This is a genomic window from Methylobacterium pseudosasicola, assembly GCF_900114535.1.
In the GTDB taxonomy this organism is placed as follows: domain Bacteria; phylum Pseudomonadota; class Alphaproteobacteria; order Rhizobiales; family Beijerinckiaceae; genus Methylobacterium; species Methylobacterium pseudosasicola.
The window spans coordinates 114,317-140,253 of sequence record NZ_FOTK01000004.1; the positions used below are offsets into that span (position 1 = coordinate 114,317).

Here is a 25,937-nt window from a genome sequence, read left to right on the forward strand (position 1 = left end):
CTCATCCCACGAACTCGGCCGCCGCGTAGCCCTGTAGGTACAGCAGCGCGGTGAGGTCGCCGTGCTCGATCCGGACCCGGGCGGCGGCCGCGACCGCGGGCTTGGCCCGGAAGGCGACGCCGAGGCCGGCTTCAGCCAGCATGTCGAGGTCGTTGGCGCCGTCGCCGACCGCCAGGGTCTCGGCGGGGCCGAGCCCGAGGGCGTCGCGCAGCTCGATCAGCGTCGCGCGCTTCTCGGCCTTGCCGACGATCGGGTCCTCCACCGTGCCGGTGAGCCGCCCGTCCGCAACGCCGAGCACGTTGGCCCGGTGCTCCTCGAAGCCGATCATCCCGGCAATCGGGCCGGTGAACAGGGTGAAGCCCCCCGAGACGAGGCAGGTCCGGGCGCCGTGCGCCCGCATCGTCCGCACCAGCGTCGGGCCGCCCGGGGTGAGGCTGAGCTGATCGGCGATCAGCCCGTCCACCGCCGTGACGGGAATGTCCTTGAGAAGCGCCACACGCTCGCGCAAGGCCGGCTCGAACGCGATCTCGCCGCGCATCGCCCGCTCGGTGATCGCCGCGACATGGTCCTTGAGGCCCAGCGTCCCGGCGAGTTCGTCGATGCATTCCTGCTCGATCATGGTCGAATCCATGTCGGCCAGGAACAGGCGCTTGCGGCGGTGCGCGTCGGCCGGCAGCACGGCGAGGTCGATCGGCTCTCCGGAGAGCGCGGTGCGCAACCGCTCCGTGAAGCCCTCTGCTGCGGCCTCATCCCCCGGCACCAGGATCTCGGCGGCGACCTCTCCGTGCAGGATCCGCGGCGGGTGCTCCGTCCGCAGCACCGTGCGCGCCTCGGCCAGCACCGCGTCGGTGATGGACGGCCGAGCCGGGTTTGCTATCAGGACCGCGACCAGCATCGTGGAGTTTCGCCTTGCCAGACCGGGAGGAGACCGGGGCGCGCCCGGCGGCGATCCTCATCGCAGGGCCCACAGCCTCGGGCAAGTCGGCGCTGGCCGCCCGGCTGGCGCTGCGCCACGGCGGCGTGGTGATCAACACCGATTCCATGCAGGTCTACCGCGACCTGCGCCGCCTCACCGCCCGGCCCGACTCGGACGAGGAGGCGCGGGTGCCCCACCGGCTCTACGGCCATGTCGACGGGGCGGTGAACTATTCCGTGGGCCATTTCTCCCGGGACGCGACCGCCCTGCTGGCAGAGCTCGACGGCCAGCTACCGATCTTCGTCGGCGGCACCGGCCTGTATGTCCGGGCCCTGGAGCAGGGGTTTTCGGAGCTGCCGCCGGTCCCGGACGCGGTGCGTGCGCAGGTGCGGGACGCGGCCGAGGGCCGCCCGACTGAGGCGCTGCACGCCGACCTCGCCCGGCACGACCCCGACGGCGCCGCCCGCCTGCGCCCGAGCGACCGCATGCGGGTGATGCGCGCCCTGGAGATTTTTCTGGCCACCGGCCGGCCGATCGCGAGTTTTTACGGCGATCCCGTACCGGGACCGCTGGCCGGCAAAAACCTCCAGAAATTCTTCCTGGCGCCCGACCGGGCGGTGCTGCGCGCCCGCATCGACGCCCGCTTCCGCGCGATGATCGCCGACGGCGCCCTGGACGAGGTTTTTCGCCTGCGCGCGCGGAATCTCGATCCGATGCTGCCAGTGATGCGCGCCCACGGCGTGCCGGGCCTGATCGCCCATCTCGACGGGAGGCTTTCGCTGGAAGAGGCGATCGCCCGCGGCCAGGCCGATACGAGGGCCTACGCCAAGCGCCAGTTCACCTGGTTCCGCCACCAGATGGGGACGGATTGGCGCTGGGTCGATCCAGACGAGGCGGCTGGGTTGTGAGACAGACCTCTCAAGAAGAGCTGCGGTCGCACGGCTCTCAGGACGACGCCCGGGTCCCCCGTCCCCGCACCCCTGAAGACTACACAGGTTGGAAAATTCATCCCCCGAGGAATCGATACGGGATCCGTTAAGCCCGCGCCGTCATTCCGGGGCGCCGCAGGCGAGCCCGGAATCCAGAACCACCGGCGGTGCAAGAGATTGGCGCCTCGGCGGCTCTGGATCCCGGGCTCCGCTACGCGGCCCCGGGATGACGGCGCGAGGTGGCAGCGATCACGCTACTGCTTGAAGAAGACTGCGCCTTCCGCGCGGGCCTCAGCGCTCCAGGCGCGCCACCAGACTCGACGTGTCCCAGCGGTTGCCGCCCATGGCCTGGACCTCGGCGTAGAACTGGTCGACCAGGGCCGAGACCGGGAGCTTGGCGCCGTTGCGGCGGGCCTCGTCGAGCAGGATGCCGAGATCCTTGCGCATCCAGTCGACCGCGAAGCCGAAATCGAACTTGCCCTGGTTCATGGTCTTGCCGCGATTCTCCATCTGCCAGGAGCCGGCGGCCCCCTTGGAGATCACGTCGAGCACCGCCTCCACGTCGAGGCCGGCGCGCTTGGCGAAGTGGACGCCCTCGGACAGGCCCTGGACCAGGCCGGCGATGCAGATCTGATTGACCATCTTGGTCAGCTGGCCGGAGCCCACCGGGCCCATCAGCCGGCAGGCGCGGGCGAAGGAGCCGATCGCCGCCTCGACCTTGGCGTAGGTCGCCGGCTCGCCGCCGCACATCACGGTGAGTACGCCGTTCTCGGCGCCGGCTTGGCCGCCGGAGACCGGCGCGTCGATGAAGCCGAGCCCCTTGGCCTCGGCGGCGGCCGCGAGCTCCCGGGCGACCTCGGCCGAGGCGGTGGTGTGGTCGACGAACACCGAGCCGGCCGCCATGCCGGCGAGCGCCCCGTCATCGCCCAACACGACGCTGCGCAGATCATCGTCGTTGCCCACGCAGGCGAACACGATCTCGGCGCCCTCAACCGCCTGCCGGGGCGTCGCCGCGAAGGCGCCGCCATGGGCCTTCACCCAGGCCTCGGCCTTGGGGGTGGTGCGGTTGTAGACGGTGACGTCGTGGCCCTTCTTGGCCAGATGTCCGGCCATCGGGCCGCCCATCACGCCGAGACCCAGGAATGCGACCTTCGCCATGGTTGTTTGCTCCCTCACGAGCGCCGGATCGTGCCGGCGTTCAGATCGATCCCGTCCGGCTCAACGGCCGATCGCGGCGGCGGGGGTCGGACGTGCCAGCGTCAGCCCCGCATTGACGACGAGCGCCACCACGATGTTCACGGCGAGCGCTAGGAGCCCGGTATAGAGCGAAACCTTGGTATCGCCGAACGTGAGCGCGTGCAGCGGCTTGAGCCCGTCCGACCAGGCGATCAGGCTACCCGTGGCGAAGCCGACCGCCCAGCCCGCCAGCAGCGCCGGCGCCCGGAACCACGAGACGTAGAGGCCGAAGATCAGGGCCGGCATGGTCTGCAGGATCCACAGGCCGCCGAGCAATTGCAGGTCGAGAGCGAACTGCGTCGGCAGGACCAGGATCGCCACCAGCGCACCGATCTTGACCAGCATCGAGGTGATCTTGGCGACCTGCGCCTCCCCGGCCGAGGTCACGTTCGGGTTGACGTAGGCCTTCCAGACGTTGCGCGAGAACAGGTTGGCGGCGCCGATCGACATCACCGCGGCCGGCACCAGGGCGCCGATGGCGATGGCCGCGAAGGCGAAGCCCGCAAACCACCCCGGGAACAGGGTCTTGAACAGGGCCGGCACCACGTCGTTGTTGCTCGTCACCTTCAGGCCGGCGGCGTGGCCCATGTAGCCCAGCATCGCCAGCAGCCCGAGCAGCAGCGTGTAGGCCGGCAGCAGCACGGCGTTCTTGCGGATTGTGTTGCCTCCCGAGGAGGCGAAGATGCCGGTGAGCGTGTGCGGGTACATGAAGGCGGCGAGCGCCGAGCCGAGCGCCAGCGACGCGTAGGGCAGCACCTGCGCCGGGCTCAGCAGCGTGCCGCCGGAGCCCTTGGCCTTGAACGCGGCGTCGGCCGCGTCGAACACCGCGCCGTAGCCGCCGAGCTTCGACGGCACGATCGCCACCGCCACAAGCACCACGATGTAGATCATGATGTCCTTGACGAAGGCGATCAGCGCCGGCGCCCGCAGGCCGGACGAGTAGGTGTAGAAGGCGAGCACCAGGAAGGCGGCGATCAGCGGAACCTCGCCGTGCAGCCCCAACGCCTTGATCGCCACCTCCATGCCGATCAGCTGGAGCGCGATGTAGGGCATGGTGGCGATCACCCCGGTCAGGGCGACCGCGAGTTCCAGCGCCCGCGAGCCGTAGGTGCCGTACACCACGTCGCCGGCCGTGACGTAGCCCTTGTCCTTGGCGGCCTGCCACAGCACCGGCATCACCGCGAACACGAACGGGTAGACGATGATCGTGTAGGGCAGGGCGAAGAAGCCGTAGGCCCCCACCGCGTAGACCAGGGCCGGCACCGCGATGACCGTGTAGGCGGTGTAGAAGTCGCCGCCGATCAGGAACCACGTGATCCAAGTGCCGAACTTGCGCCCGCCGAGGCCCCATTCGTCGAGATGGGCCAGGGTCTCGGGCCGTCGCCAGCGGGCGGCGACGAAGCCCATCACGGTCACCAGCAGGAAGAAGAAGACGAAGACCGACAGCGCCGGGATATCGAGATCAGCGGTCATCGCGCACGCCACGGTAGACGAAGTAGAGAATCAGCGAGGTCAGCGGAACCCAGGCCAGCTGGTACCAGTAGAAGAACGGGAAGCCGAACAACACCGGATCATGCTGATTGTAGAACGGCACCCACAGGAGCCCCAGGAACGGCAGCAGCAGGAGCCACATCAGCGGCGAGCGGCGTCGGGTTTCCATGGTCCGATCCGGAACGGCGAGAACGGTCCTGGCCGACGCTCTTCTGTTACAGAATCAGTCGCGGCACAGTCCGGGCCGCTGCATCACAGTTCGGATCGCTTGCGTCAACGGCACGGCGATAGGATAACTCAAGGCTGTCGCCCGGGACCTCATAAGTCCCAGCCGGAGGCCCCAGCGGGTCCCGAGCGCGAGGTGTTCGGTAGGGAGCGAGACGGATGAGTACGGCGATCGGCAGGCAAGTCCGCGACCACGGGCCCTGGGCCCTCGTGGGAGCGCTCGGCGCCGCGGCTTTGGCGATCGTGGCCAGCCAGCGCGACGAGACCATCAACGCCCTCTGGGTCGTGGTCGCGGCGATCTGCGTCTACGTGATCGCCTACCGCTATTACTCGAAATTCATCGCCGACAAGGTGATGCGCCTCGATCCGAAGCGCCAGACCCCGGCGGTCCGGCACAATGACGGGCTCGACTACGTCCCAACCAATCGCAGCGTTCTGTTCGGCCACCATTTCGCGGCGATCGCGGGCGCCGGCCCGCTGGTCGGCCCGGTGCTGGCCGCCCAGATGGGCTACCTGCCCGGCATGCTGTGGATCCTGGCCGGCGTGGTGCTGGCCGGGGCGGTGCAGGACTTCATGGTCCTGTTCGTGTCGATGCGCCGGGACGGCCGGTCGCTCGGCGAGCTGATCCGGGCCGAGCTCGGCACCGTGCCGGGCATCATCGCGCTGTTCGGCACCTTCCTGATCATGGTGATCCTGCTGGCCGTGCTGGCGCTGATCGTGGTCAAGGCGCTCGCCGAGAGCCCGTGGGGCACCTTCACGGTGATGTCGACGATCCCGATCGCGATGCTGATGGGCGTGTATGCGCGCTACATCCGCCCGGGCCGGATCGGCGAGGTCTCGGTCCTCGGCTTCGTCCTCTTGATGCTGGCGATCATCGGCGGCGGCTCGGTGGCCGCCAGCCCGGTCTGGGGCCCGGCCTTCACCTTCACCGGCCCGCAGCTCTGCTGGATGCTGATCGGCTACGGCTTCGTGGCCTCGATCCTGCCGGTCTGGCTGCTACTGGCGCCTCGCGACTACCTCTCGACCTTCCTCAAGATCGGCACCATCGTCGGGCTGGCGCTCGGCATCGCGGTCGTCGCGCCGCACATGCAGATGCCCGCGGTGACGAAGTTCGTGGACGGCACCGGGCCGGTCTGGGCCGGCAGTCTGTTCCCGTTCCTGTTCATCACCATCGCCTGCGGCGCGGTCTCGGGCTTCCACGCCCTGATTTCGTCGGGCACCACCCCGAAGCTGATCGCCAACGAGACCGATGCCCGCTTCATCGGCTACGGCGGCATGCTGATGGAATCCTTCGTGGCGATCATGGCGCTGGTCTCGGCCTGCGTGATCGACCCGGGCGTCTACTTCACCATGAACTCGCCCGCGGCGCTGCTCGGCACCACCCCCGAGACCGCCGCCGCGGCCGTGACCAAGCTCGGGTTCAGTACCACCCCGGAGGTGATCACCCAGACCGCCGCGGATGTCGGCGAGCGCACGATCATCTCCCGCGCCGGCGGCGCCCCGACCCTGGCGGTGGGCATGGCCCACATCATCTCCTCGGCCATCGGCGGTAAGGCGATGATGGCCTTCTGGTACCACTTCGCGATCCTGTTCGAGGCGTTGTTCATCCTCACGGCCGTGGATGCCGGCACCAGGGCCTGCCGGTTCATGGTGCAGGATCTCGTGGCTCTGGCGGTGCCCTCGTTCAAGAACACCACCTCCTGGGGGCCGAGCATCGTGGCCACGGCCATCGCGGTGGGCGCCTGGGGCTACTTCCTCTACCAGGGCGTGACCGACCCGCTGGGCGGCATCAACACCTTGTGGCCGCTCTTCGGCATCTCGAACCAGATGCTGGCCGCGGTGGCACTGACGCTGTGCACGGTGGTGATCTTCAAGATGAAGCGCGAGCGCTACGCGTTCGTGACCATCATCCCGACCGCGTGGCTGTGCCTGTGCACCCTCACGGCCGGCTGGCAGAAGCTGTTCTCCGCCGACCCCAAGATCGGGTTCCTGGCCCATGCCGACCGCTACGCGACGGCCGCCGCCGAGGGCAAGATTCTGGCGCCGGCCAAGAACGCCGACCAGATGGCGCAGATCATCCTCAACGACCGGATCGACGCCGTGCTGGCGGCCCTGTTCATCGGCCTCGTGGTCGCCATCGCGGGCTTCGGCATCGCCGCCTGCCTGAAGGCGTGGCGGGCCGATCGCTGGACCGCCCTCGAGACCGATCCGCGTCTGGCTCCGGCGGAGTAAGGGATGGCCATGCTGCAGCCGCAGAGCCTGCGCAGCCGCCTCCAGACGCTGTCCAAATGCGTCTGCGACGGCGCCCGGCTGATGGTGGGGCAGGGGGATTACGCGGCCTACGCCGCGCATATCCGCCAGACCCATCCCGACCAGGCGCCGATGACCGAGCTCGAGTTTTTTCGCAATCGCGAGAACGCCCGCTTCGGCGTGGGGAATACGTCGGGGTTTCGCTGCTGCTGACGGGGGAGACGCCGGCGTCAAACGGTGCGGGGCCTGTGGTCTCGCAATGACGGTAAAGGCCGGTGCTCGCCTCAAACCGGAAACTCGACGAGCCGTCTGCGCCCCGTTCGCCTGCGAAACCATAAAGTGAGCGGAAAATGTCAGTCCCCGGCGCAAGCTCGACCGGATCTTGACTCGGCCGCCACAATATCCGCCATCTCCGACCGCACGGGAGGTCGGCATGAGCATTTTCCAGGACGCCATCCTTCGGTTCGGCCGCACGATCATGTCGTATGCGGGCGATGCCGTCTTCCTTCAGGCGGCGGTCTCGGCCGCGGCCAACGTCATCGTGGCCGATGGCGACGTCGCCGAGGAGGAGATCGAATCGGCGATCAGCGGCATCCGCGCCAACCCGATCCTGGAAAAGTCCTACGACACGCTGCGGGTCGAGCAGGAGCTCTACGAGGCCATCGCCCGGGCCAAGACCCGGGCCGGCCGCCTGGAGAACCTGCGTCTCATGGGCGCCATCGCCGAGCGGCCGATCGACCAGCGCCAGGACGTTTTTTTGATCGGCGCCGACGTGGCCGATTTCGATGGCATCAGCGATGTCGAGCACAAGGCGCTCGACGAGATCGGCGCCGCGCTGCACGTCGACAAGTCCGCGCTGCTGCGTTGAGCCGCCTCCAAGGCGTGTCATCCGGCGGGGTTTGACGGTCCGCAACGGTCGGCCGTCGCCGGATCGACCTGCGGGTCCGGCGCGACAGCTTGGCGCGGGCCGGGCGTTGCTTGAACGCCCTCGCGCAATGCGCAACGCTTCCGGCCGGCCGCGAATCGGCGGCCCGCCGGGGGGCGCGGGATGGACGTTCGGAACACGGTTTCGGCTGAGAGGCCCGAGCGTGGTGGAGAGATCGCCTTCGACCAGTCGCTCGCCGGGCTGGCCGGGATCGTCGTGAAGGGGTTTTTGCTGTCGCTGGCCACCTCCGGCATCTACCGGTTCTGGTACGCGACGAACCTGCGGCGGTTCTTCTGGAGCCGCACCCTCGTCGACGGCTCGCCCGCCGCCTATACCGGCCGCGGCGAGGATCTGTTTGTCGGATTCCTCGTGGCGATCGTGGTCCTGGCGCCGATCTTCGCCGGCCTGTCCGCCCTTTCGCTGCTCCTGCCCGACTCCCCGGTCATCGCCTACGGCCTTGGCTTCGTCGCGCTGTTCCTCCTCGGGCAGTTCGCACTCTATCGCGGGCGGCGCTACCGGGCCTCGCGGACCCTGTGGCGCGGCATCCGCCTCGGCCAGGATGGTTCGGGTCTGGTCTACGCCGTTTTGGCCGCGGGCTGGTGGATCGTCGTCCTGGCGACCTTCGGTCTTGCCTTCCCGTTCATGCGCGCGGCCCTCGAACGCTACCGCATTCGCCATACCCTAGTCGGTACGAGCCGGATGGAATCCCGGGCACGCGGTTTGGCTGTGCTGCCAAGCTGGCTGCTGATATGGGCCGTGGTTGTCGGAACGGTCGTTGCACTGACGATCCTGGCCATGCTGGGTATTCATGCCAGAGGCAGCCGCCTCGGTGAGGTTGTGCTGCCCATCCTGACTATCCTGGTGACCCTTCCCGTTCCGGCGTTGTATCCATTCTACCGCGCCCGCGAGACCCGAGCCTTCCTGAGCGCCATCCGTCTCGGCGAGGTCCGTCTCGTCTCGCAGATGAAAGCGTGGGACCTCTACCGGCCGTATCTGGCCTATCTCGTCCAGTGTCTGAAGCTCGGCATCCTGATCACCGTGGCAGCGGCCATCGTCGTGGTGATCATGATGGTGTCCGGCGACGCGGTCGCGCACAGCGTCCGGTTTGCGATCGGTGCGGTCATCGTCGTGGCCCTGTATGCCTGGTACCTCGTGTCCTCGGTCGTCCTCTATGTCCGCGTGTTGAAGGCCGGCCTCTGGCGCGCGGTCGCCGAGACCACGCGGATCTCGGATGTGGCCGCCCTGGCAGCGATCGTCGCCTCGGCCGGCGGCATGAGCAGTAGCCTGGGCGAGGGCATGGCCGACGCCCTCGACGTGGGCGGCGTCCTCGATATCGGGTTCTGAGGGACCGGACGTGACGGCACTCACCGGCGCGGGCCGCTACTTCGACGGTCGCACCACACGGCCCGTCCCGGTCTCCCTGCGCCTCGAAGCCGGACGCTTGGAAGTGTCGGGCCCGGATCTCCGCCGGGACTGGAACGGCCTCGACCTGCGGGCCGAGGACGCGCGCCCGCCCCTGATGCGGGTCGGGCCGGCGGATACGCCGGAGCGGGTCGAGTTCTCCGACGAGGCCCTGGCCGCGGCCCTCGAAGCGCTCTGTCCGGACTTGCATGCAGGCGCGGCCACGGAGGGCATCACCCTGAAGGTGACGCTCTGGTCGATGGCGGCCGGGATCGCGCTCCTCGGGCTCGCGGCCTTTGGCGTGCCGGTCCTGGCCGACGCCCTGGCGCCGCTGGTGCCCGTGGCGGTGGAGGAGCGCATCGGTGCCGCGACCGAGAAGCAGATCGGGTATCTGCTCGGCAACCCAGCGGCCTGTTCCGCGCCGGAGGGGCAGGCCGCCCTGGACCGGCTGGTGACCGAGCTCGGTGCGGGCCTGCCGCCGGGCCTGCACGTGAGCGTGCGCCGCTCGACGACGGCCAACGCCCTGACCCTGCCCGGTGCCCGGGTGATCGTCCTGTCGGACCTGATCGCACAGGCGCAGTCCCCGGACGAGTTTGCCGGCGTGCTCGCCCACGAATTCGGCCACGTGGCGGCCCGGGACCCGACCCGGGCGCTGATCCGCAGCTCCGGCATCGCCTACCTGCTTGGCTACCTCGTCGGCGACCTAGCCGGCTCGGCCGTGATCGTCGCGCTCGGAGAAACCGCGCTCTCCGCCGGCTACAGCCGCGAGGCCGAACGAGCCGCCGACGCCTATTCGGTCGCTGCCATGACCCGCGCCGGGGGCGATGCGTCCGCCCTCGCGATCCTTCTGGATCGGATCGCCGCCGATACCGGCGAGGACCTCGCCTTCATGCGCAGCCATCCCTTCACGCGGGATCGCGCCGCGGCGATCCGGGCGCTCGCGGCCGCCGCTCCGCAACCGCTCGAGGGGCGTCGGCCGATCCTCGATGCGCCGTCCTGGGAGGCGCTCAAGGCGATCTGCGCGGCCCCCGCATCGCGGTAGAGCGCGCCGCCGAAGTGTGGATCGGTTCAGCAACTCCCTCGTCATCCTCGCGGGCGCAAACGGTGCGGTACACCCTCGAAAGCAGCCCCTTCGGAAGCGGACGGAGCCGCCAGCGCCTCTCGTCGAAGTCATCGATTGCGCCCAAACAAGTCGGTAACGCCTTCTGCCGAAAGCGGATGGAATTGTGATGATTGCGATGCTTGTGACCAGGAAATGAAATTGAGCGGCTGATCTATTTATTCGGATCATAGCGCATTAGCAGCGGAGATCTGATTTTTGCTTCAAGCATGCGCTGAAAAAACTTGACATGTGCTGATCGCCGATCGTGTTATAGGAAACCTGTCGGCAATTGCTCGGAAGATCCGACGCTCGGGCCAAGGGAGCGACAAATTTGCCGGTGGTGCTCGCGGTGGAGGGGCTGACGAAGCGCTTCGGATCGACCCGGGCGCTCACCGATGCGTCGTTCGAGCTTCATGCCGGCGAGGTGCTCGCCCTGATGGGGGCCAACGGGGCCGGCAAGTCGACCCTGGTGAAGATCCTGTGCGGCGTCCACGGTGCCGATGCGGGGTCGATGACCATAGGCGGGACGACGGTCGCGTTCGCCTCGCCGCGGCAGGCGCGGGAGCACGGGATCATCGCCGTGCATCAAACGATCGCCGATGTCGGCGTCCCGACGCTCTCGGTTGCCGACAACCTGCTGCTCGACCGCTCCTGCACGGGGCGCGGCCCGCTCCTGGCCGGCGGCCGGCGGAGCTTGCGCGCCGCTGGGGCGATCGCGGCCGGTATCGGCCTCGAACTCGACTTGTCCCGGAGACTCGATGCGCTCTCCATCGCCGAGCGCCAGCTCGTTGCCATCGCGCGCGCCGTCGCGCACGACCCGGCCGTGCTGATCCTCGACGAGCCGACCGCCAGCCTCTCGGCCCCGGAATCCGAGCGCCTGTTCGCGGTCCTCGACCGGCTCAGGGACCGGGGCGTCGCGCTGCTCTACATCTCGCACAAGACCGGCGATCTGCGCCGCATCGCTGACCGGATCGTGGTGCTGCGCGATGGCCGGGTCTCCGGCGAATTCCGCCGGCCGCTGGATCTCGACGCCGCGATCCGGGCGATGGTGGGCCACGCGGTGGGGCAGGTGGCCCGGCGCGATCCGGTACCGGACGGCGCGCCAATCCTGCGGCTGTCGCAGGCGCGGCTCGCCCCGACCGCTGCGGCCTTCGATCTCGTCGTGCATGCGGGCGAGGTCGTGGCGGTGACCGGGCCGGTGGGCGCCGGAAAGTCGACGCTGGCCGGAGCGATCTTCGGGCTGTGGCCGCTCGCGGCCGGGCACATGGACCTTGACGGCCGACCCTGGCGCCCGCGCTCGGCCGGGGAGGCGATCCGCAACGGCGTGTTCATGGCCGGCGAGGACCGCTGGCGCACCACCTTCTTCCCCGGCACCGTGCCCTTCGCGCAGATCGCCGGCACGATCGGCTTTCCCTTCCTCGACCGCTGGGGCCGGGCGGGCCTCGTCGCGCGGACGGCCGAGACGCGCGCGACGCGCCGGCTCATCGCCGAATTCGGTATCAAGGCGCGCGGCCCCGAGGACCTGCCCGCCTCCCTGTCGGGCGGCAACCAGCAGAAGGTCGTCCTCGCCCGCTGGCACGCCGAGCCGGCGCGGCTGCTGCTGCTCGACGAGCCGTTCCAGGGCGTCGATATCGGCGCCCGGGACGACATCATCCGGGCGATCCGGGCCCAATCGCGGGATCGCGCCACGATCGTCTTCGTCAACGACCTCGAAGAGGCGCTCGAAGTCGGCGACCGGGTCGTGGTCATGGCCGATCACGCCGTGGTCGGGGACGCCGCCGACCTCGCCCGGATCAGCGCACTGCTGGCTTCACCTCACCCTGCCGTCTCGTAGAGTCCCCGTCATGGCGTCACCCGCCCGCGCTCCGAAGGGGGCCTCGTCCCTGCGCCGCTTCGCAATCGATTACGGGCTCCTGATCCTGCTCGTGGGACTGGTGGTGGTCTTCGCGGTCGCGCAGCCGGCCTTCCTGCGCGTCAACAACCTGTTCAGCATCCTGCAGGCCGTCGCCATCGTGGCGCTGCTCGGCGTCGGCGTCACGGTCACGATGATCGCCGGCGGGTTCGATCTCTCGGTCGGCGGGCTCGCCGCCTTCGTGCAGATGGCCGCCGCCTACAGCCTGATCGTGCTCGACGGCTCGACCGGCAGCACCATCCTGCTCTGCCTGGGCCTCGGAATCCTGGTCGGCCTCGGCAACGCGCTCCTGATCGTGCGGCTCGGCATCCCCGATCTCCTCGCCACGCTCGGGATGCTGTTCCTCTTGGCCGGCCTCCAGCTGATCCCGACCGGGGGCCGCTCGATCGCGCCGGGCATGACCCTGCTCGACGGGTCTGTGGCGGACGGTGCCTTCACGAACGCGTTCCTTGCCCTCGGCCGGCATCGGTTCTGGGACATCCTGCCGGTCCCGGTGCTGGTGCTGGCGGTCGTGGCCGCCGCGCTCTGGTTCGTGATGGATCTCACCCGCTTTGGCCGGGTGTTCCACGCGGTCGGCGGCAACGAGCTCGCGGCGCGGCTCGCCGGCGCGCCGACGCGGGCCTACCGGGTTTGCGCCTACGTCATCTCCTCCACCGTGGCGTCGCTCGGCGGCATCCTGATGGCCGCCCGGATTGGCCGGGGCGACGTTTCGGCCGGCAACGGGCTGATGCTGGACGCCATCGCGGCCGCGCTGATCGGCTACGCCGTGCTCGGGGCCAACCGGCCGAACATCCTCGGCACGGTCGTGGGCGCCGTGTTCGTAGGCGTCCTGCTCAACGGCCTGACGATGCTGAACGCGCCCTATTACCTCCAGGATTTCGTCAAGGGCGCCGTTCTGATCGGCGCCCTGACCGTCACCTACGGCCTCGCGCCGAAGCGGGCCTGATCGCGACGGGCGATCAGCGTGGCTGCGGGATCCAGGGGGCGGTCGCGGCCTCCGAATGGCCGAAGGCCGGGATCCGGGCGTTCAGATCCGCGATGGTCTTCACCCCGGCTTCCCGGAGCGCCCCCTGCGTCAGCAGGATTGGCTCGACGGTGATCCGAGGCCCGAGATCCTGGCCGGCAAGCGCGAGCGCCGCGGCCCGGATCGACACCGCGCCGACCACGGCAGGATTCGTCGCGACGCTGGCGACCCAGGGGCTGCCCGGCTCGGTGATCTCGCCGATATCCGCGGTCGAGACGTCGGCCGAATAGATTTTTACCTTATCGGCAAGGTTCAATTCATTCACGGCGAGCTTTGCGCCGCGGGCGAACTCGTCATACGGCGCAAAGACCACCGTGATGTCGGGATTGGCGCGCAGGGCCGCCTTGGCCTGGTCGGCGACGACGCTCGCGGTCGCGTCGCTGACGGTGCCGAACCGGGCCTTCTCGATCACCCCCGGATGGGCGGCCTTAAAGGCGGTCCAGACCGCATCGCGGCGATCGAGGGGCGCGAAGCCGGCGACATAGATATAGGCCGCCTGAAAGCTGGTCCCGTTCTCCTGAACGACCTGATCCAGCGCCTTCTGGGCGAGCGCCCGATCGCTCTGCTCGACCTGCGGGATCCGCGGATGGTCGAGGTTCACGTCGAAGGCCACGACCTTGATGCCGGCATCGAGCGCCTTCCGGGCGACGTCCTTGAGGGACTCAGGCAGGCCGTGATCGATCACGATCGCCTTGGCGCCCAGCGCGATGGCCTGCTCGACCTGCTCGCGCTCCTGCGCCGCGTCCTGCTTGCCCGGGAAGATCCGCAGGTCGATGCCGAGCGCCTTGGCCTGCGCCCGCGCCCCGGCCTCGTAGGCCTGGTAGAAATCGCCGACCGACAGGTAGCGGACCAGGGCGACCGTGACGTCGCCGCGATCGAAGGGCGGCGGGGCACCGGCGAGGCCGGCTGCCCAGGCGGCGGTCGCGAGGCCGAGGGCCGCGATGGCGGCGCAGAGACGAAGACGCACGGACATGGCTGGCCTCGCTGTCAGGATGCGGCCGGCAGGACGCGGCCGATCTTCCACTGGAACGGCGGCTCGGTGCCGTTGACCGCGAAATCGCCGACGATCCGGTCCTTGAAGATGCGCGGGTTGTGCGAGGCGATCGTGCGGGCGTTGCGCCAGTGCCGGTCCAGGGCGTGCCGGCTGCTCGTCGCGGAGGCGCCCAGCGCGTCGAACAGGATCGTGCCCGCGTCCAGGACGAGGCCGGTCAGCACGGTCTGCGCCTGGGCGAGCTCGATCTCCGAGGCGATGGTGATCGCCTGCGCTTGCGCTTCGGGCAGGTTCGCGACCCGGGCCTCGTAGGCGCGCTGCACGGCTTCCGCCGCCCGGGCGTTGAGCGCCCCCGCCGCGTAGGCCAACGCGTGCACCCGGCCGACCACCTGGAGCACCTGCGGGTCGGCGCTCGGCCGCGCGCCGGCGGCGTGGGAATAGGTCCGATCCCGGATGCGCACCGCCCCGGTCACCGCGTCGGCGGCTGCCCGGGCGATCCCGGTGAGCGTCGCGAGATGGACCGCCTGGAAGAACGCCGTGCCGTAGGCGAAGCGGACCTCGGTGGGCAGCGGCTCGCCGATGGCGGGCACGTCCGCGAACGTGGCGGTGCCGCTCGCGGTCAGCCGCTGGCCGAACCCGTCCCAATCGTCGAGGATCGCGACGCCGGGCGCCCGCGCCGACACCACCACCGAGGTCTCCTCCCCGGCCTCGCCGGTGCCGACCACGTCGATCCAGTCGGCGAAGAGCGAGCCGGTGGTGTAATACTTTCGCCCCGTGAGCCCCCAGCCGTCGCCGCGCCGGTGGATGCGGGTCTCGAACGTGCCGACCACGGCGTTCCCAGTCTCCGACCACGCCCCGCCGAACAGGTCGCCTTCCGCCAGGCGCTCGATCCAGCGCGCCCGGCGCGCATCGTGGGGGCTGCTGACGGTATCCTCCGCGAAGCCGAAATGGTTGCGCAGGGCCTGAGGCAGGTTGGAATCGGCCTGCGCCAGCTCGGCGAGGAGGCCGAACAGGTCCGGCAGGCTCGCGCCGAAGCCGCCCTCCGCCTCCGGCACCCGCAGGGCGCCGAACCGTGCCGCGCGCAGCCAGCCCACGGCCTCCTCGGGCAAGCGGCGCTCCCGCTCGCGCGCGACGGCTCCCTCGCGGATCCGGGCGAAGATCGGCCGGAACCGGGCCGCTAGGCTCTCGTAACGCGGGCTCGGCGGAGAGCCCCAGGCGGAGCGCTCGGGGGGCCAGGGCGCGGCGTCGGTTTGGCTCATCGGTTCGTCTCGTCCAGGCGCGGGTGAGGGTCAGTGCCGCGTCGACGCGTCTGCGGCGCCGAGATACAGCGCGGCGAGACGGCCGCTGGCGGCGAGTTCGGCGGAAGGGCCCGAGGCGACCACGCGCCCGCTCTCCAGCACGATGGCGCGGTCGGCATGGTCGAGCACAAGGTTCGCGCTCTGCTCGGCGATCAGGACGCTCAGGCCCTCCTCGCGGTTGAGGCGGGCGATGATCGCGAAGATCTCGGCGACGATGATCGGGGCGAGGCCCATCGAGGGCTCGTCGAGGAGGAGCAGGGTCGGCCGGGTCATCAGCGCACGGCCGATGGCGACCATCTGCTGCTCGCCGCCGGAGGTGAGGCCGGCGAGGGCACCGCGGCGCTCTCTCAGGCGCGGGAACCAGCCGTAGACCCGCTCGAGATCCTCGGCGAGCTGCCGCCGGCTCGGACGGCGCAGATACCCCCCGGTGAGCAGGTTCTCCTCCACGGTGAGCTGCCCGAAGACGTGCCGGCCCTCCAGGACCTGCACGATCCCGCGCGCCACGAGATCGGCCGGATCGAGCCGTCGGGTCTCCTCGCCCTGCCATCGGATCGTGCCGCCGCGCAGGGCGCCGCGCTGAGCGCCGAGCAGGTTCGAGATCGCCCGCAGGGTCGTAGTCTTGCCAGCGCCGTTCGGGCCGACCAGCGCCACGATCTCCCCCCGGGCGACGCTCAGGGACACGTCGTGGAGGGCCAGGATCGAGGCCCCGTAGACGGCCTCGATCGCCACCACGTCGAGGAAGGGCGGCCGCCCCAAGCCGGCCTCGACGGCCCCGGTCATTGGGCCGCCGCCTCGGCGGAATCCACGGAGCGGGGCGTGATGCCCTTCTCCTTGGCGTAGGCCGCGGCGCGCTCGTAGATCAGCGGCAGGAGCAGCTCACGATCGGACTTGACCCATCCGTTGCTGACGATGGTCCACTTGGCGCCGTCCCATTGCAAGACCTTGCCGGCGCCCCCGCCCTCGTGGTCCTTGATCGAGAGCCGCAGGGGCTGGACGAGGCCCTCGGCGCCGATCGCCCGCAGGCGATCCTCATCGAGAACGAGGTGCTCCAGGCCCCATTGACCCTCCGCGCCGGTGATCGGCCGGTTGCCGAAGCGCGCCTGCGCCGTGCGGATCGCCTCAACCGAGATGATCGCCTCGATCAGTCCGGAATTGTAGTAGACCGAACCGAAGCTCTTCAGGTCCTTCAGGTCGCTCTTGCCCTTGTCGACGATTGCGGCCTTGATCTTCTTGAGGATCTCGAAATCCTGGCTGGCCGGGAACGGCGTGATCGCCAGATAGCCCTTGCCCACGCTGCCCGCCGGTCGCACGTCCTCCTCCGAGCCCGACCAGATGCCGCCGATGATGTGATCGACCGGAAAGCCGGTCTTGGCTGCGGTCTTGATCGCGACGGGCGTCATCACCCCCCAGCCGCGCAGGAACACCCAGTCAGGCTTGATCTGCCGGATGCGCGCCCATTGCGCCGACTGGTCGTTGCCGGGATGCGGCACCGGGATCTGGATGTCCTCGAAGCCGTAGGTCTTGGCGAGCAGGGCGAGCGGGGTCTGGGTCTCCTTGCCGTAGGGGCTGTCGTGATAGACGGTCGCGATTTTGAGGCCCTTCAGCTTGTCCTTCCCGCCGACCTGCTCGGCGATGTAGTTGACTGCCGAGGACGCCTCGCTCCAGAAGCTGAACAGGACCGTGAAGCTGTAGGGGAAGACCCGGCCGTCGATCGCCTCGGTCCGACCGTAGCCGGTGGTGACGAGCGGGATCTTGTCGGCGACCGATTTCTCGGTGAGCGCCTTTGAGACCGGGTCACCGTGCGGGAGGAAGATCGGCACCGGCGAACCGTCCTTGCCGCCTTTCATCCGCTCGTAGCACTCGACGCCCTTCTCGACCGCCCACTCGGTCTCGCACTCGTCCCAGATCAGCTTTACGCCGTTGATGCCGCCCTCGATCTCGTTGATGTAGCGAAAGTAATCGATGACGCCGGCCCAGCTCGGAATGCCCGACGAGGCGTAGGCGCCGACCCTGAAGGTCGCCAGCGGGAAGTATTGCTTGGCCGGCTCGGCCATGGCGGCGGGGGCGGCGCAGAGGCTCGCCGCGAGGGCGGTGGCGCGCAGGGCGCGGACGAGGCGTGACATCCTGGGTCTCCAAGAGAAAACGGTCAGCGGACGAGGTGCCGCCAGAGGCGGCCGATGAGCGCGACGAGGCCGTTGGGCTCCTTAATCAGGAAGCCAATGATCAGCGCGCCGAAGATCACCCGCTGGATGTTCGAGACCTGCCCACCGTCGAGGCCGGCCCCGAGCACGGCTTCCGAGAGATGCGTCAGCAGGATCGGGGTCAAAACGATGAAGGCCGAGCCGATGAAGCTGCCGGCCAGGCTGCCCAGCCCCCCGATGATGATGATGAACATCGCCTGGAAGGACCGATCGAGATCGAAGCTGCGGGCATCGACCGTGCCGAGATAGGCGAAGGCCCAGAGCGCGCCGGCGACGCCGCACACCGCGGCGCCGGCGAAGAACGCCGAGAGCTTGGCCCGCGCCACCGGCACGCCGATCACCGCGGCCGCCGTCTCCCCGTCGCGCACCGCCCGCCAGTTCCGGCCCGTCTGGCTTCGCACGAGCCGCCAGGCGATCGCCGTCACGACCGCGACGCTCGACAGCGTCAGGGCGTAGCGGCCGGCCGGGCTCGACAGGTCGCGGCCGAGGATTGCGAGGCGCGGTGCGGAGATGGAACTGGAGGAGGCGTAGTTCGAGAACCAGCCGACTTGGTTGAAGGTCCACTCGATCAGGAACTGCCCGGCGAGCGTCGGCGCGATGAGGTAGAAGCCCTTGATGCGCAGGCTCGGCAGCCCGACCACGAGGCCCGCGAGGCCGGCGATCAGGCCGCCCAGGGCGAGGCTGGCCGGCAGCGGCAGGCTGGGAAGGCGCAGCAGCAGGTTGTAGGTGGCGTAGGCGCCGACGGCCATGAAGGCGCCCGTGCCCAGGGAGGCCTGGCCCGCGTAGCCCATGGTCAGGTTCAGGCCGAGACCCGCGAGCGCCATGATCAGGAACGGGATCAAGATCGCGTTGTACCAATAGTCGGTGGCCACCAGGGGGATGCCAACGAAGGCCAGCGCCAGCAGGAGAGCGAGCCCGACCGATCGGAGGGGCAGGGCGGGAATTGCCAGCCGTCGGCCCGGTACGAGGCTGGCCGAGGAGGAAGCGGACGACACGGGTCAAACCCTCTTGATGGCGCGCTCGCCGAACAGACCGGCCGGGCGGACCAGCAGGAAGGCGACGGCGAGCAGGTAGGCGAACCAAGTGGAGACCGAACCGCCGAGCAACGGCCCGAGATAGATCTCGGCAATTGCGTCGGCCGCGCCGACGATGAGGCCGCCGATGATGGCGCCGGCGATCGAGGTGAAGCCGCCGATGATCAGCACCGGCAGCGCCTTCAGCACCACGAAGGTCAGCGAGAACTGCACCCCCTGGCGCGCACCCCACAGCAGCCCCGCCACCAACGCCACAAACCCCGCCACCGCCCAGACCGCGGCCCAGAGGATCGGCAGCCGGATGCCGATGGACAGAGCCGCCTGCGGATCGTCCGCCACCGCGCGCAAAGCCACGCCGATCCGTGTGCGTTCGAAGAACAGCGACAGGGCGATCACCAGGGCTCCGGCGCTCGCCGCGGCGACGAGGTCGAAGCGGCTGAGCTGGATCGGGCCGAGCGCGACGGGCAGATCGGGGATGCCGAGGTCGAGCTCGTGGACGCTCGCGCCCATCAGGAGCTGCGCAATGCCCTCGATCACGTAGGACAGGCCGAGCGTCGCCATGAACAGCGTCACTTGCGACCGGTTGACCAGGGGGCGCAGCACGACCCGCTCGACCGCCACCGCCAGTGTCACCATGATCGCCAGCGTCACCAGGCCGGCGAGCCAGAAGGGCAGATCCCGCTCCGTCAGGGTGACGAAGGTCAGCGCGGCGCAGAGCACCATCGCCCCTTGCGCGTAGTTGAACACGCCCGAGGCCTTGTAGATCAGCACGAAACCGATCGCCACGAGAGCGTACATCACGCCGGCGAGCAGGCCGCCCGCGAGCGTCTCCAGGAAGAAGCTCATGCGGCGGCCCTCAATGCGGCTTGCCGAGATAGGCCGCGATCACGACCGGGTCGTTGCGCACGGCCTCCGGCGGCCCGTCGCCGACCTTGCGCCCGTAATCGAGCACCACGACGTGGTCGGACAGGCTCATCACCACGCCGATGTCGTGCTCGATGAGCACGACCGTGAGGCCGAACGTGTCCCGGGCCGCCTCGATGAAGCCGCCCATCGCTCGCTTCTCCTCGCCGTTCATGCCGGCCATCGGCTCGTCCAGCAGCAGGAGCTTCGGGCGTGCCGCCAGCGCCCGGGCGAGGTCGACCCGTTTCTGGATGCCGTAGGGCAGCGTCGACACGATGCGGTCGCGGTAGGAGGCGAGGTCGAGGAAGGCGAGGATCTCCTCGGCGGCCTGAAGAAAGCGGCGCGTCTCGGCGGCGTCGCGAGGCAAGCCGAAGGCATGCTCGACCAGCGTCGTCCGGCTGTGGCGCGCGAGGCCCGCCAGCACGTTGTCGAGGACGGAGAGCGGCCCGAACAAAGCTGCGTGCTGGAAGGTGCGGCCGATGCCGCGCCTCGCCGCCGAGCCGGGGCGGATGCGGCCGAAGCGCTCGCCCTCGAACACGACCGTCCCGGACTCCGCCCTGTAGACCCCGTTGAGGATGTTGAGCAGCGAGCTCTTGCCGGCTCCGTTCGGGCCGATGAGCGCACAGATCTCGCCGCGCTGGACCGCGAAGCTCAAGCCGTTGATCGCCTTGATGCCCTTGAACGTTAGCGAGACATCGGTGAGTTCGAGGATCGTGTCGGACAAGGCCGGCCTCACTCGGCCGCAGCGGCGGGGCGAAGTGCCGCCTCGCGGGCCTTCACGGCCTCGATGTCGCGGAACCCGTGGGCCGGGTGGGTCTCCGGCAGGTACGGCCCGCGGCCGAACAGCTTTTCGCGCAGCGTTCCGGGGCGGTAGGCCTTCGGATAGGCGCCGCGCTTCTGGAGCTCGGGCACCAGCAGGTTGACCGCATCCTCGAAGCTCTCGGGGGTCACCGCGTAGGCGAGGTTGAAGCCGTCGACATCCGTTTCTTCGACCCACTCCTGCAGGATGTCGGCGACGGTCGTCGGCGAGCCGACGAAGACCGGGCCGAGGCCGCCGATGCCGCCCCATTGGGCGAGTTCCGCGATCGACCAGGGGTTTTCGGCGGACGAGAAATGCTCGACCATCGACACGATGGCGTTGGTCTCGACCTTCTTGACGAGGTCGGTCGGCGCGTACTGGCCGAAATCGATGCCGCTCCAGCCGGACAGGAGTACCAAAGCGCCGTCGTGCGAGGCGTAGGACCGGTAGTCCTCGAATTTCTTCTGCGCGGCCGCGTCGGTCTCGGCGACGATCACGGTGGTGAGGTTGTAGATCAGCACGTCGCGGGGCGAGCGCCCGGCGGCCTGCGCCTGCGCGCGCACATCCGCCACATAGGCCTTCAGCATCGGCTTCAGGGGCGCAGCCACGAACACGCACTCGGCATGATGCCCCGCGAACGCCTTGCCGGGTCCCGAGGCGCCGGCCTGGTAGAGCACCGGCGTGCGCTGCGGCGAGGGCTCGCAGAGATGGTAGCCCGGCACCGTGAAATGGCGGCCGCGATGGCCGATCTCGTGGACCTTGGACGGGTCGGTGAAGATCCGCCGCTCCCGATCCCGCAGGACCGCGCCCTCTTCCCAGCTGCCCTCGAACAGCTTGTAGAGCACATCGACGTATTCGGCCGCGACCTCGTAGCGGTTGTCGTGGCGCTTCAGGCCGTCCTGGCCGACATTCTTCGCACCGCTCTCGAGATACGAGGTGACGATGTTCCAGCCGACCCGCCCCTTGGTGTGATGGTCGGCCGTCGAGAGCCGGCGCGCGAAGGTGTAGGGGTGCTCGAACGAGGTCGAGGCGGTGATGCCGATGCCGAGATGCTCGGTCGCCAGCGCGATCGGAGCGGCGAGCTGGAGCGGATCGTTGACCGGGATCTGCGCCGCCTGATGCAGGGCGTGCCAGTTCGAGCCCTTGTAGACGTCGTAATAGCCGACCACGTCGGCGATGAAGATCCCGTCGAAGATACCCCGTTCGAGAGTCCGGGCCAGATCCTGCCAGTATTCCAGGTCCTTGTACTGCCAGGAGCGGTCCCGCGGATGCGCCCACAGCCCCGGCGATTGGTGGCCGACGCAGTTCATGTCGAAGGCGTTGAAGCGGATCTGGCGGGTCATGAAGGGTGTGTGGTCCGGTTCGGGGATCGGCGGCGCGCGGCACCCGCGTGGCGCATCAGACAGTGTAAGACGAGCGACCGACGCGCCGCTGTATCCAGGCAAGAATTATATTAATGACCCCGCCGAGAAGCTGATTGCTTCCCGGATCATCTATCGATCAAGCATATTTTGAGGGCAAATTCATCGCTGTGCCGTGGAATGTTTGCGTTGCATCCGCCGAGTCGTCAATGAAACGGCCTGCTTTATTTCGCGAGCGGCGCGAAAGAAGGTTTTCTTATTGTCGCCTGCGGTAGGACGGGGCGCGATCTCCAAGCCGCGACCGGCTTCGACGCTGCGCTCCTGCGCAAAAGCTCCTCCCGATCAGACGTGCGGGCGCGGTCCCGCGAAGGCGAAGGCCAGGGTCAAAAAGATCAGCACGCCGGTGCCGACCTGCTGCCAGTAAAAATTCCAGCCGACGAGCAGCAGGCCGTTGGTCACGAAGGCGAACAGTACGACGCCCAGGATCGTGCCGGGAATGTTGGGCCGGCGGTTCCGGCTGAGCGAGGTTCCGATGAAGGCGGCCCCGATGCTGTCGAGCAGGTAGGCGTTGCCGGCATACGGCACGTAGGCATTCACATGCGCCGAGAGCAGGATGCCGGCGAGCGCCGCGATGGCCGCGCTTGCCACGTAGACAAGGGTCAGGATCCGCCGCACCGGCAGGCCGGAATGGATCGCCACCTCGACCTGGGTGCCGACCGCCAGCACCTCGCGTCCGAAGCGCGTGCGCGCGAGCAGCAGCCACGCGCCGACGCCGAAGATCAGCACCAGCCAGAGCGCGAGCGGCACGCCGAGGACGGAACCGTGGCCGAGGATTGCCAAAGCCGCCGGGATGCGGTCGGCCGGGACGTAGACCGGGTTGCCGCCATCGGTGGTCAGCTGCTGCAAACTGTGGCCGATGAACAGCGTGCCGAGGGTCGCCAGGAACGGCGTGATCGACAGCCGGGCGATCAGCAGCGCGTTGAACAGCCCGGTGCCGATCCCGGCGAGGAGGCCGTAGAGGCCGGCCAGGGCGACCGGCTGGCCGGCCCCGATCGCCGTGATGAAGGCCAGGCTGCCGAGATCGACGGCGGTCCCGACCGACAGGTCGGTGCCGCCCGCGGCGACGGCGAGCGTCATGGCGATGGCCACGATCGCCGCCAGGGCGACGTTGTTGACCAGCACGCCGGTGACGTTCGCCACCGTGAGGAAGCCCGGCGCCGCGGCGGAGAAGGCCACGAGGACGAGCCCCAGCGCGATCGGGATGCCGAACCGCACGATCTCGGCGGCCGGCAGGGCGAGGCGGCGGCGCTCCGCCGTGACGAGGCTCATGCGGCGTGTCCCTTCGCCGAGGCCGCTGTCGCCCCCACGACGGCGAGGATCAGCGCCCCCTCGATCCCGTTCACCCAGTAGGTCGAGACGTGCAGGAGCTGGAAGCCGTTGGTCAGGCTGCCGACGAACAGGGCCGCGAGCAGCGTGCCGGTGACGGTCGGGACCAGGCGGCGCGAGAACACCACGCCCAGGAAGGCCGTGGCCACCACGGGCAGCAGCATATCGGCGGAGCCGCCGGTCGCGCTGTTGAGGAACGCCACGGAGGCGATGCCGGCCAGGCCGCCGGACAGGCCGCTCGCGAGGTAGGAGCCGGCCCGGTAGCGGCTCATCGAGAGGCCAGCGGCGCGGGCGGCCTCCGGATGGGCGCCGACCGCGTAGGCGCGCGGGCCGAGCGGGGTGAGGCGTAGGCTCGCCGCGAAGAGAAACGCTACGGCGAGCAGGAGGTAGCCGAGGACCGGTACGTCCAGCGGCCCGGTGCCGCCGAGCCCGTCGATCAGGGGCGAGGCGGCCGAGATGGTGGTGTTCTCGGTGATCACGAGCTCCAGCCCGGCGCAGATGTTCATGGACGCCAGGGTCGCGAGCAGCGGCGGGATGCGCAGGCGCAGGACCGCGACCGCGTTCACCAGGCCGACCGCGAGACCGGTGCCGAGCGCCGCGGCCACGCAGGCGGCATCGCCGACGCCGGCCTGGTTGAGTCCCGCGAACACGGCGGCCGAGAGCCCGAGGGTGCCGGCGAGCGACAGGTCGATGCCGCCAGCGACGACATCCGTGCCGCCAGTGATCAGCACCAGCGTCAGCCCGAGGCCCAGGATTCCGAGCACGCTCGATTGCGCCAGGATCAGGCCGAGATTGGCCGTGCCCAGGAACGCCGGCACCCAGGCCGCGAAGACGGCCAGCACCGCCAGGACCAACAGAAAACTCCCGGCGCTGCGCAGGCCGGCCAGATTCTTCACCCCTCCGGCGAGCCATGCTTCTGGATCGGCTGCCGGATCCGGCAGGGCGACGCCGGGCAGGGCTTCGAATCCGCGGTCCGTTGCGCTAGGCGGCACGGCTGGTCTCCGCACAGGCCCTGGCGCAGGCCCCGGCGCCCGTCAGCGTCGCGTTGAGCAGGCTATCAGCGGTGGTCCCGGCCGTGGGATGCTCCGACACGATCGCCCCGCGATACAGGACCAGCACGCGGTCGCAGATCCCGAGCAGCTCGTCGAGATCGGTGGAGAGCAGCAGGATGCCGGCCCCGCCCTCGGCCAATCCGGCGATCAGCCGGTAGATCTCGGCCTTGGCGGCGATATCCACCCCGATGGTCGGCTCGTCGAGGATGTAGAGGCCGGCCTCCCGGGCGAGCCATTTGCCGAGCACAACCTTCTGCTGGTTGCCGCCGCTCAGCGTCCGGACCGGTGCCTCGGGGCCGGCCGCCTTGATCTGGAGATCGCCGATCAGGCGCAGCGCCTGGGCGCGCTCCCGGACCCGGTCGAGCCAGCCCCGGCGGCTCACCCGGTCGAGGCTCGCCAGCGTCAGGTTCTCGCGGATGCCGAGGTTGAGGGCGAGTCCGTGGGCGCGGCGGTTCTCCGGCACCAGGGCGAGGCCCCGGCGCACGGCGTCGTGCGGGTTCGCGACATGTGCGACCCGCCCGTCGACCGTCACCGTACCGGACTTGATCGGCAGGAGGCCGAACAGCGCCTGGACCAGTTCCTTGGCGCCCGAGCCGAGCAGGCCGGTGAGGCCCAGCACCTCGCCGCGCCGGAGGACGAAGGACATGTCGCGCAAGGCCGGCGGCACGCTCACCCCGGCCAGGGCGAGCATGGGCGCGCCGGGCTCGGCGCGATGGCGCGGGAAGAGGTCGCTCACATCCCGTCCGACCATCAGGCGGGTGAGTGCCGCCGTCGAGGTCCGGCGCGGATCGACCTCAGCGACGTCCCGGCCGTTGCGCATCACCGTCACGGCGTCGCAGAGGCGCTCGATCTCGGCGAGGTAGTGGGAGATGTAGATCGTGGTCAGGCCCTGCGCCTTGAGGCGCGCGATGGCGGCGAACAGGTGCTCCGCCTCGCGCTTGGCGAGCGCCGCCGTCGGCTCGTCGAAGACCACGATCTTGGGCTCGGCCAGCAGCGCCCGGGTGATCTGCACGATCTGCTGCTGCGCGATCGTGAGGTCGCGGATCAGCGCGTTCCGCGGCAGGCGGATCCCGAAGAAACGACCGATGGCGGCCTCGGCCCGCTTTTGCAGGCCGCCCAAGAGACAGCCGAAGCGCGACCCCGCGCCCTCGCGGCCGAGGAACAGCGCCTCGCCGACCGTGGCGGTGGGCACCAGCAGCCGCTCCTGGTGGATGAACGCGATGCCGAGGTCTTCCACCCGGGCGGGAGTGATCCCGGCGACCGGATTGCCGTGCAGCGCGATCGTCCCGGCCTCGGGCGTCACCAGCCCGGCCAGGACCTTGATGAGCGTCGACTTGCCGGCCCCGTTCTGGCCGATCAGCCCGTGAATGGTCCCCGGCGCGACGGTCAGCGATGCGCCGTCGAGGGCGCGGGTCGGCCCGAAGGTCACGATTAGGTCGCGCATCGCGAGGGCCGGCGGCGGATCGGGCAGCGTCCGGGTCGTCGGCTCGGCGGCGGCCAT

The 25,937-nt window shown here is 69.6% G+C and carries 23 protein-coding genes; 8 read left to right on the forward strand and 15 right to left on the reverse strand.

The features are described from left to right. Window position 1: 1 nt before the first annotated feature. Window positions 2-895: a phosphoserine phosphatase SerB gene (serB, locus tag BM228_RS05775; RefSeq protein ID WP_092038049.1), complete on the reverse strand. Its 894-nt coding sequence runs from the start codon at window positions 893-895 to the stop codon at window positions 2-4. A 14-nt stretch (window positions 896-909) separates the two neighbouring features. Between serB and miaA the strand changes: the two genes are divergently transcribed. Continuing rightward, on the forward strand, window positions 910-1,824 hold the full coding sequence (gene miaA, locus BM228_RS05780; RefSeq protein WP_092038051.1) for a tRNA (adenosine(37)-N6)-dimethylallyltransferase MiaA: 915 nt from the start codon (window positions 910-912) through the stop codon (window positions 1,822-1,824). A gap of 312 nt (window positions 1,825-2,136) precedes the next feature. Here miaA and BM228_RS05785 read toward each other — a convergent pair whose 3' ends face one another. The 3 genes from BM228_RS05785 to BM228_RS05795 are packed head-to-tail and all read right to left on the reverse strand — an operon-like array spanning window position 2,137 to window position 4,741. Continuing rightward, window positions 2,137-3,003 (reverse strand): NAD(P)-dependent oxidoreductase, encoded by an 867-nt coding sequence (locus tag BM228_RS05785; protein WP_092038052.1) that lies wholly within the window; start codon window positions 3,001-3,003, stop codon window positions 2,137-2,139. Window positions 3,004-3,063: 60 nt separating this feature from the next. Then, window positions 3,064-4,554 (reverse strand): monocarboxylate uptake permease MctP, encoded by a 1,491-nt coding sequence (gene mctP, locus BM228_RS05790; RefSeq protein WP_092038053.1) that lies wholly within the window; start codon window positions 4,552-4,554, stop codon window positions 3,064-3,066. After that, window positions 4,544-4,741, reverse strand: coding sequence for a DUF3311 domain-containing protein (locus BM228_RS05795; protein ID WP_092038054.1), 198 nt, complete (start codon window positions 4,739-4,741; stop codon window positions 4,544-4,546). Before BM228_RS05795 ends, mctP begins: the two co-directional genes overlap by 11 nt. 215 nt (window positions 4,742-4,956) lie before the next feature. Between BM228_RS05795 and BM228_RS05800 the strand changes: the two genes are divergently transcribed. The 7 genes from BM228_RS05800 (at window position 4,957) to BM228_RS05830 (ending at window position 13,333) form a co-directional block, all read left to right on the forward strand. Then, a complete protein-coding gene (locus BM228_RS05800; protein WP_208611991.1) occupies window positions 4,957-7,029 on the forward strand; it encodes a carbon starvation CstA family protein in 2,073 nt (690 codons plus the stop codon). 9 nt (window positions 7,030-7,038) lie between these two features. After that, complete coding sequence (locus tag BM228_RS05805; RefSeq protein WP_092038326.1) at window positions 7,039-7,260, forward strand: YbdD/YjiX family protein; 222 nt, start codon at window positions 7,039-7,041, stop codon at window positions 7,258-7,260. A 220-nt stretch (window positions 7,261-7,480) separates the two neighbouring features. Continuing rightward, complete coding sequence (locus tag BM228_RS05810; RefSeq protein ID WP_092038056.1) at window positions 7,481-7,915, forward strand: tellurite resistance TerB family protein; 435 nt, start codon at window positions 7,481-7,483, stop codon at window positions 7,913-7,915. Window positions 7,916-8,095: 180 nt separating this feature from the next. Then, on the forward strand, window positions 8,096-9,316 hold the full coding sequence (locus tag BM228_RS05815; protein ID WP_092038057.1) for a YjgN family protein: 1,221 nt from the start codon (window positions 8,096-8,098) through the stop codon (window positions 9,314-9,316). A 10-nt stretch (window positions 9,317-9,326) separates the two neighbouring features. Further along, on the forward strand, window positions 9,327-10,415 hold the full coding sequence (locus BM228_RS05820; protein WP_092038059.1) for a M48 family metallopeptidase: 1,089 nt from the start codon (window positions 9,327-9,329) through the stop codon (window positions 10,413-10,415). A 391-nt stretch (window positions 10,416-10,806) separates the two neighbouring features. Next, window positions 10,807-12,309, forward strand: a complete 1,503-nt coding sequence (locus tag BM228_RS05825; protein WP_092038060.1) for a sugar ABC transporter ATP-binding protein — start codon at window positions 10,807-10,809, stop codon at window positions 12,307-12,309. A 10-nt stretch (window positions 12,310-12,319) separates the two neighbouring features. Then, entirely contained in the window at window positions 12,320-13,333 is a 1,014-nt protein-coding gene (locus BM228_RS05830; RefSeq protein WP_092038061.1) for an ABC transporter permease, read from the forward strand. A 13-nt stretch (window positions 13,334-13,346) separates the two neighbouring features. Here BM228_RS05830 and BM228_RS05835 read toward each other — a convergent pair whose 3' ends face one another. The 11 genes from BM228_RS05835 to BM228_RS05885 form a co-directional block, all read right to left on the reverse strand. Next, window positions 13,347-14,384 (reverse strand): substrate-binding domain-containing protein, encoded by a 1,038-nt coding sequence (locus BM228_RS05835; RefSeq protein WP_092038063.1) that lies wholly within the window; start codon window positions 14,382-14,384, stop codon window positions 13,347-13,349. Window positions 14,385-14,398: 14 nt separating this feature from the next. Next, window positions 14,399-15,661 carry an acyl-CoA dehydrogenase family protein gene (locus BM228_RS05840; protein WP_092038065.1) on the reverse strand — a complete coding sequence of 421 codons (1,263 nt, stop codon included), beginning with the start codon at window positions 15,659-15,661 and terminating at the stop codon, window positions 14,399-14,401. 30 nt (window positions 15,662-15,691) lie between these two features. Then, window positions 15,692-16,480, reverse strand: a complete 789-nt coding sequence (locus tag BM228_RS05845) for an ABC transporter ATP-binding protein (RefSeq protein WP_092038067.1) — start codon at window positions 16,478-16,480, stop codon at window positions 15,692-15,694. Then, window positions 16,477-17,823, reverse strand: coding sequence for an ABC transporter substrate-binding protein (locus BM228_RS05850; RefSeq protein WP_092038069.1), 1,347 nt, complete (start codon window positions 17,821-17,823; stop codon window positions 16,477-16,479). Before BM228_RS05850 ends, BM228_RS05845 begins: the two co-directional genes overlap by 4 nt. A gap of 23 nt (window positions 17,824-17,846) precedes the next feature. Continuing rightward, entirely contained in the window at window positions 17,847-18,896 is a 1,050-nt protein-coding gene (locus tag BM228_RS05855) for a branched-chain amino acid ABC transporter permease (protein ID WP_092038071.1), read from the reverse strand. 3 nt (window positions 18,897-18,899) lie between these two features. Beyond that, entirely contained in the window at window positions 18,900-19,781 is an 882-nt protein-coding gene (locus BM228_RS05860) for a branched-chain amino acid ABC transporter permease (RefSeq protein ID WP_092038072.1), read from the reverse strand. Window positions 19,782-19,791: 10 nt separating this feature from the next. Continuing rightward, a complete protein-coding gene (locus BM228_RS05865; protein WP_092038074.1) occupies window positions 19,792-20,562 on the reverse strand; it encodes an ABC transporter ATP-binding protein in 771 nt (256 codons plus the stop codon). An 8-nt stretch (window positions 20,563-20,570) separates the two neighbouring features. Next, a complete protein-coding gene (locus tag BM228_RS05870) occupies window positions 20,571-21,980 on the reverse strand; it encodes an LLM class flavin-dependent oxidoreductase (protein ID WP_092038076.1) in 1,410 nt (469 codons plus the stop codon). A 360-nt stretch (window positions 21,981-22,340) separates the two neighbouring features. Then, a complete protein-coding gene (locus BM228_RS05875) occupies window positions 22,341-23,327 on the reverse strand; it encodes an ABC transporter permease (RefSeq protein WP_092038077.1) in 987 nt (328 codons plus the stop codon). After that, a complete protein-coding gene (locus BM228_RS05880) occupies window positions 23,324-24,340 on the reverse strand; it encodes an ABC transporter permease (RefSeq protein WP_425284914.1) in 1,017 nt (338 codons plus the stop codon). Before BM228_RS05880 ends, BM228_RS05875 begins: the two co-directional genes overlap by 4 nt. A 25-nt stretch (window positions 24,341-24,365) precedes the next feature. Then, a complete protein-coding gene (locus tag BM228_RS05885) occupies window positions 24,366-25,937 on the reverse strand; it encodes a sugar ABC transporter ATP-binding protein (RefSeq protein WP_092038079.1) in 1,572 nt (523 codons plus the stop codon).

Bases quoted from the DNA above. Each gene is read 5' to 3' on its own strand.
- serB (WP_092038049.1), bottom strand. From the start codon at position 895: ATGCTGGTCGCGGTCCTGATAGCAAACCCGGCTCGGCCGTCCATCACC.
- BM228_RS05785 (WP_092038052.1), bottom strand. From the start codon at position 3,003: ATGGCGAAGGTCGCATTCCTGGGTCTCGGCGTGATGGGCGGCCCGATG.
- mctP (WP_092038053.1), bottom strand. From the start codon at position 4,554: ATGACCGCTGATCTCGATATCCCGGCGCTGTCGGTCTTCGTCTTCTTC.
- BM228_RS05795 (WP_092038054.1), bottom strand. From the start codon at position 4,741: ATGGAAACCCGACGCCGCTCGCCGCTGATGTGGCTCCTGCTGCTGCCG.
- BM228_RS05800 (WP_208611991.1), top strand. From the start codon at position 4,957: ATGAGTACGGCGATCGGCAGGCAAGTCCGCGACCACGGGCCCTGGGCC.
- BM228_RS05805 (WP_092038326.1), top strand. From the start codon at position 7,039: ATGCTGCAGCCGCAGAGCCTGCGCAGCCGCCTCCAGACGCTGTCCAAA.
- BM228_RS05810 (WP_092038056.1), top strand. From the start codon at position 7,481: ATGAGCATTTTCCAGGACGCCATCCTTCGGTTCGGCCGCACGATCATG.
- BM228_RS05815 (WP_092038057.1), top strand. From the start codon at position 8,096: ATGGACGTTCGGAACACGGTTTCGGCTGAGAGGCCCGAGCGTGGTGGA.
- BM228_RS05830 (WP_092038061.1), top strand. From the start codon at position 12,320: ATGGCGTCACCCGCCCGCGCTCCGAAGGGGGCCTCGTCCCTGCGCCGC.
- BM228_RS05835 (WP_092038063.1), bottom strand. From the start codon at position 14,384: ATGTCCGTGCGTCTTCGTCTCTGCGCCGCCATCGCGGCCCTCGGCCTC.
- BM228_RS05840 (WP_092038065.1), bottom strand. From the start codon at position 15,661: ATGAGCCAAACCGACGCCGCGCCCTGGCCCCCCGAGCGCTCCGCCTGG.
- BM228_RS05845 (WP_092038067.1), bottom strand. From the start codon at position 16,480: ATGACCGGGGCCGTCGAGGCCGGCTTGGGGCGGCCGCCCTTCCTCGAC.
- BM228_RS05850 (WP_092038069.1), bottom strand. From the start codon at position 17,823: ATGTCACGCCTCGTCCGCGCCCTGCGCGCCACCGCCCTCGCGGCGAGC.
- BM228_RS05860 (WP_092038072.1), bottom strand. From the start codon at position 19,781: ATGAGCTTCTTCCTGGAGACGCTCGCGGGCGGCCTGCTCGCCGGCGTG.
- BM228_RS05870 (WP_092038076.1), bottom strand. From the start codon at position 21,980: ATGACCCGCCAGATCCGCTTCAACGCCTTCGACATGAACTGCGTCGGC.
- BM228_RS05875 (WP_092038077.1), bottom strand. From the start codon at position 23,327: ATGAGCCTCGTCACGGCGGAGCGCCGCCGCCTCGCCCTGCCGGCCGCC.
- BM228_RS05885 (WP_092038079.1), bottom strand. From the start codon at position 25,937: ATGGCCGCCGCCGAGCCGACGACCCGGACGCTGCCCGATCCGCCGCCG.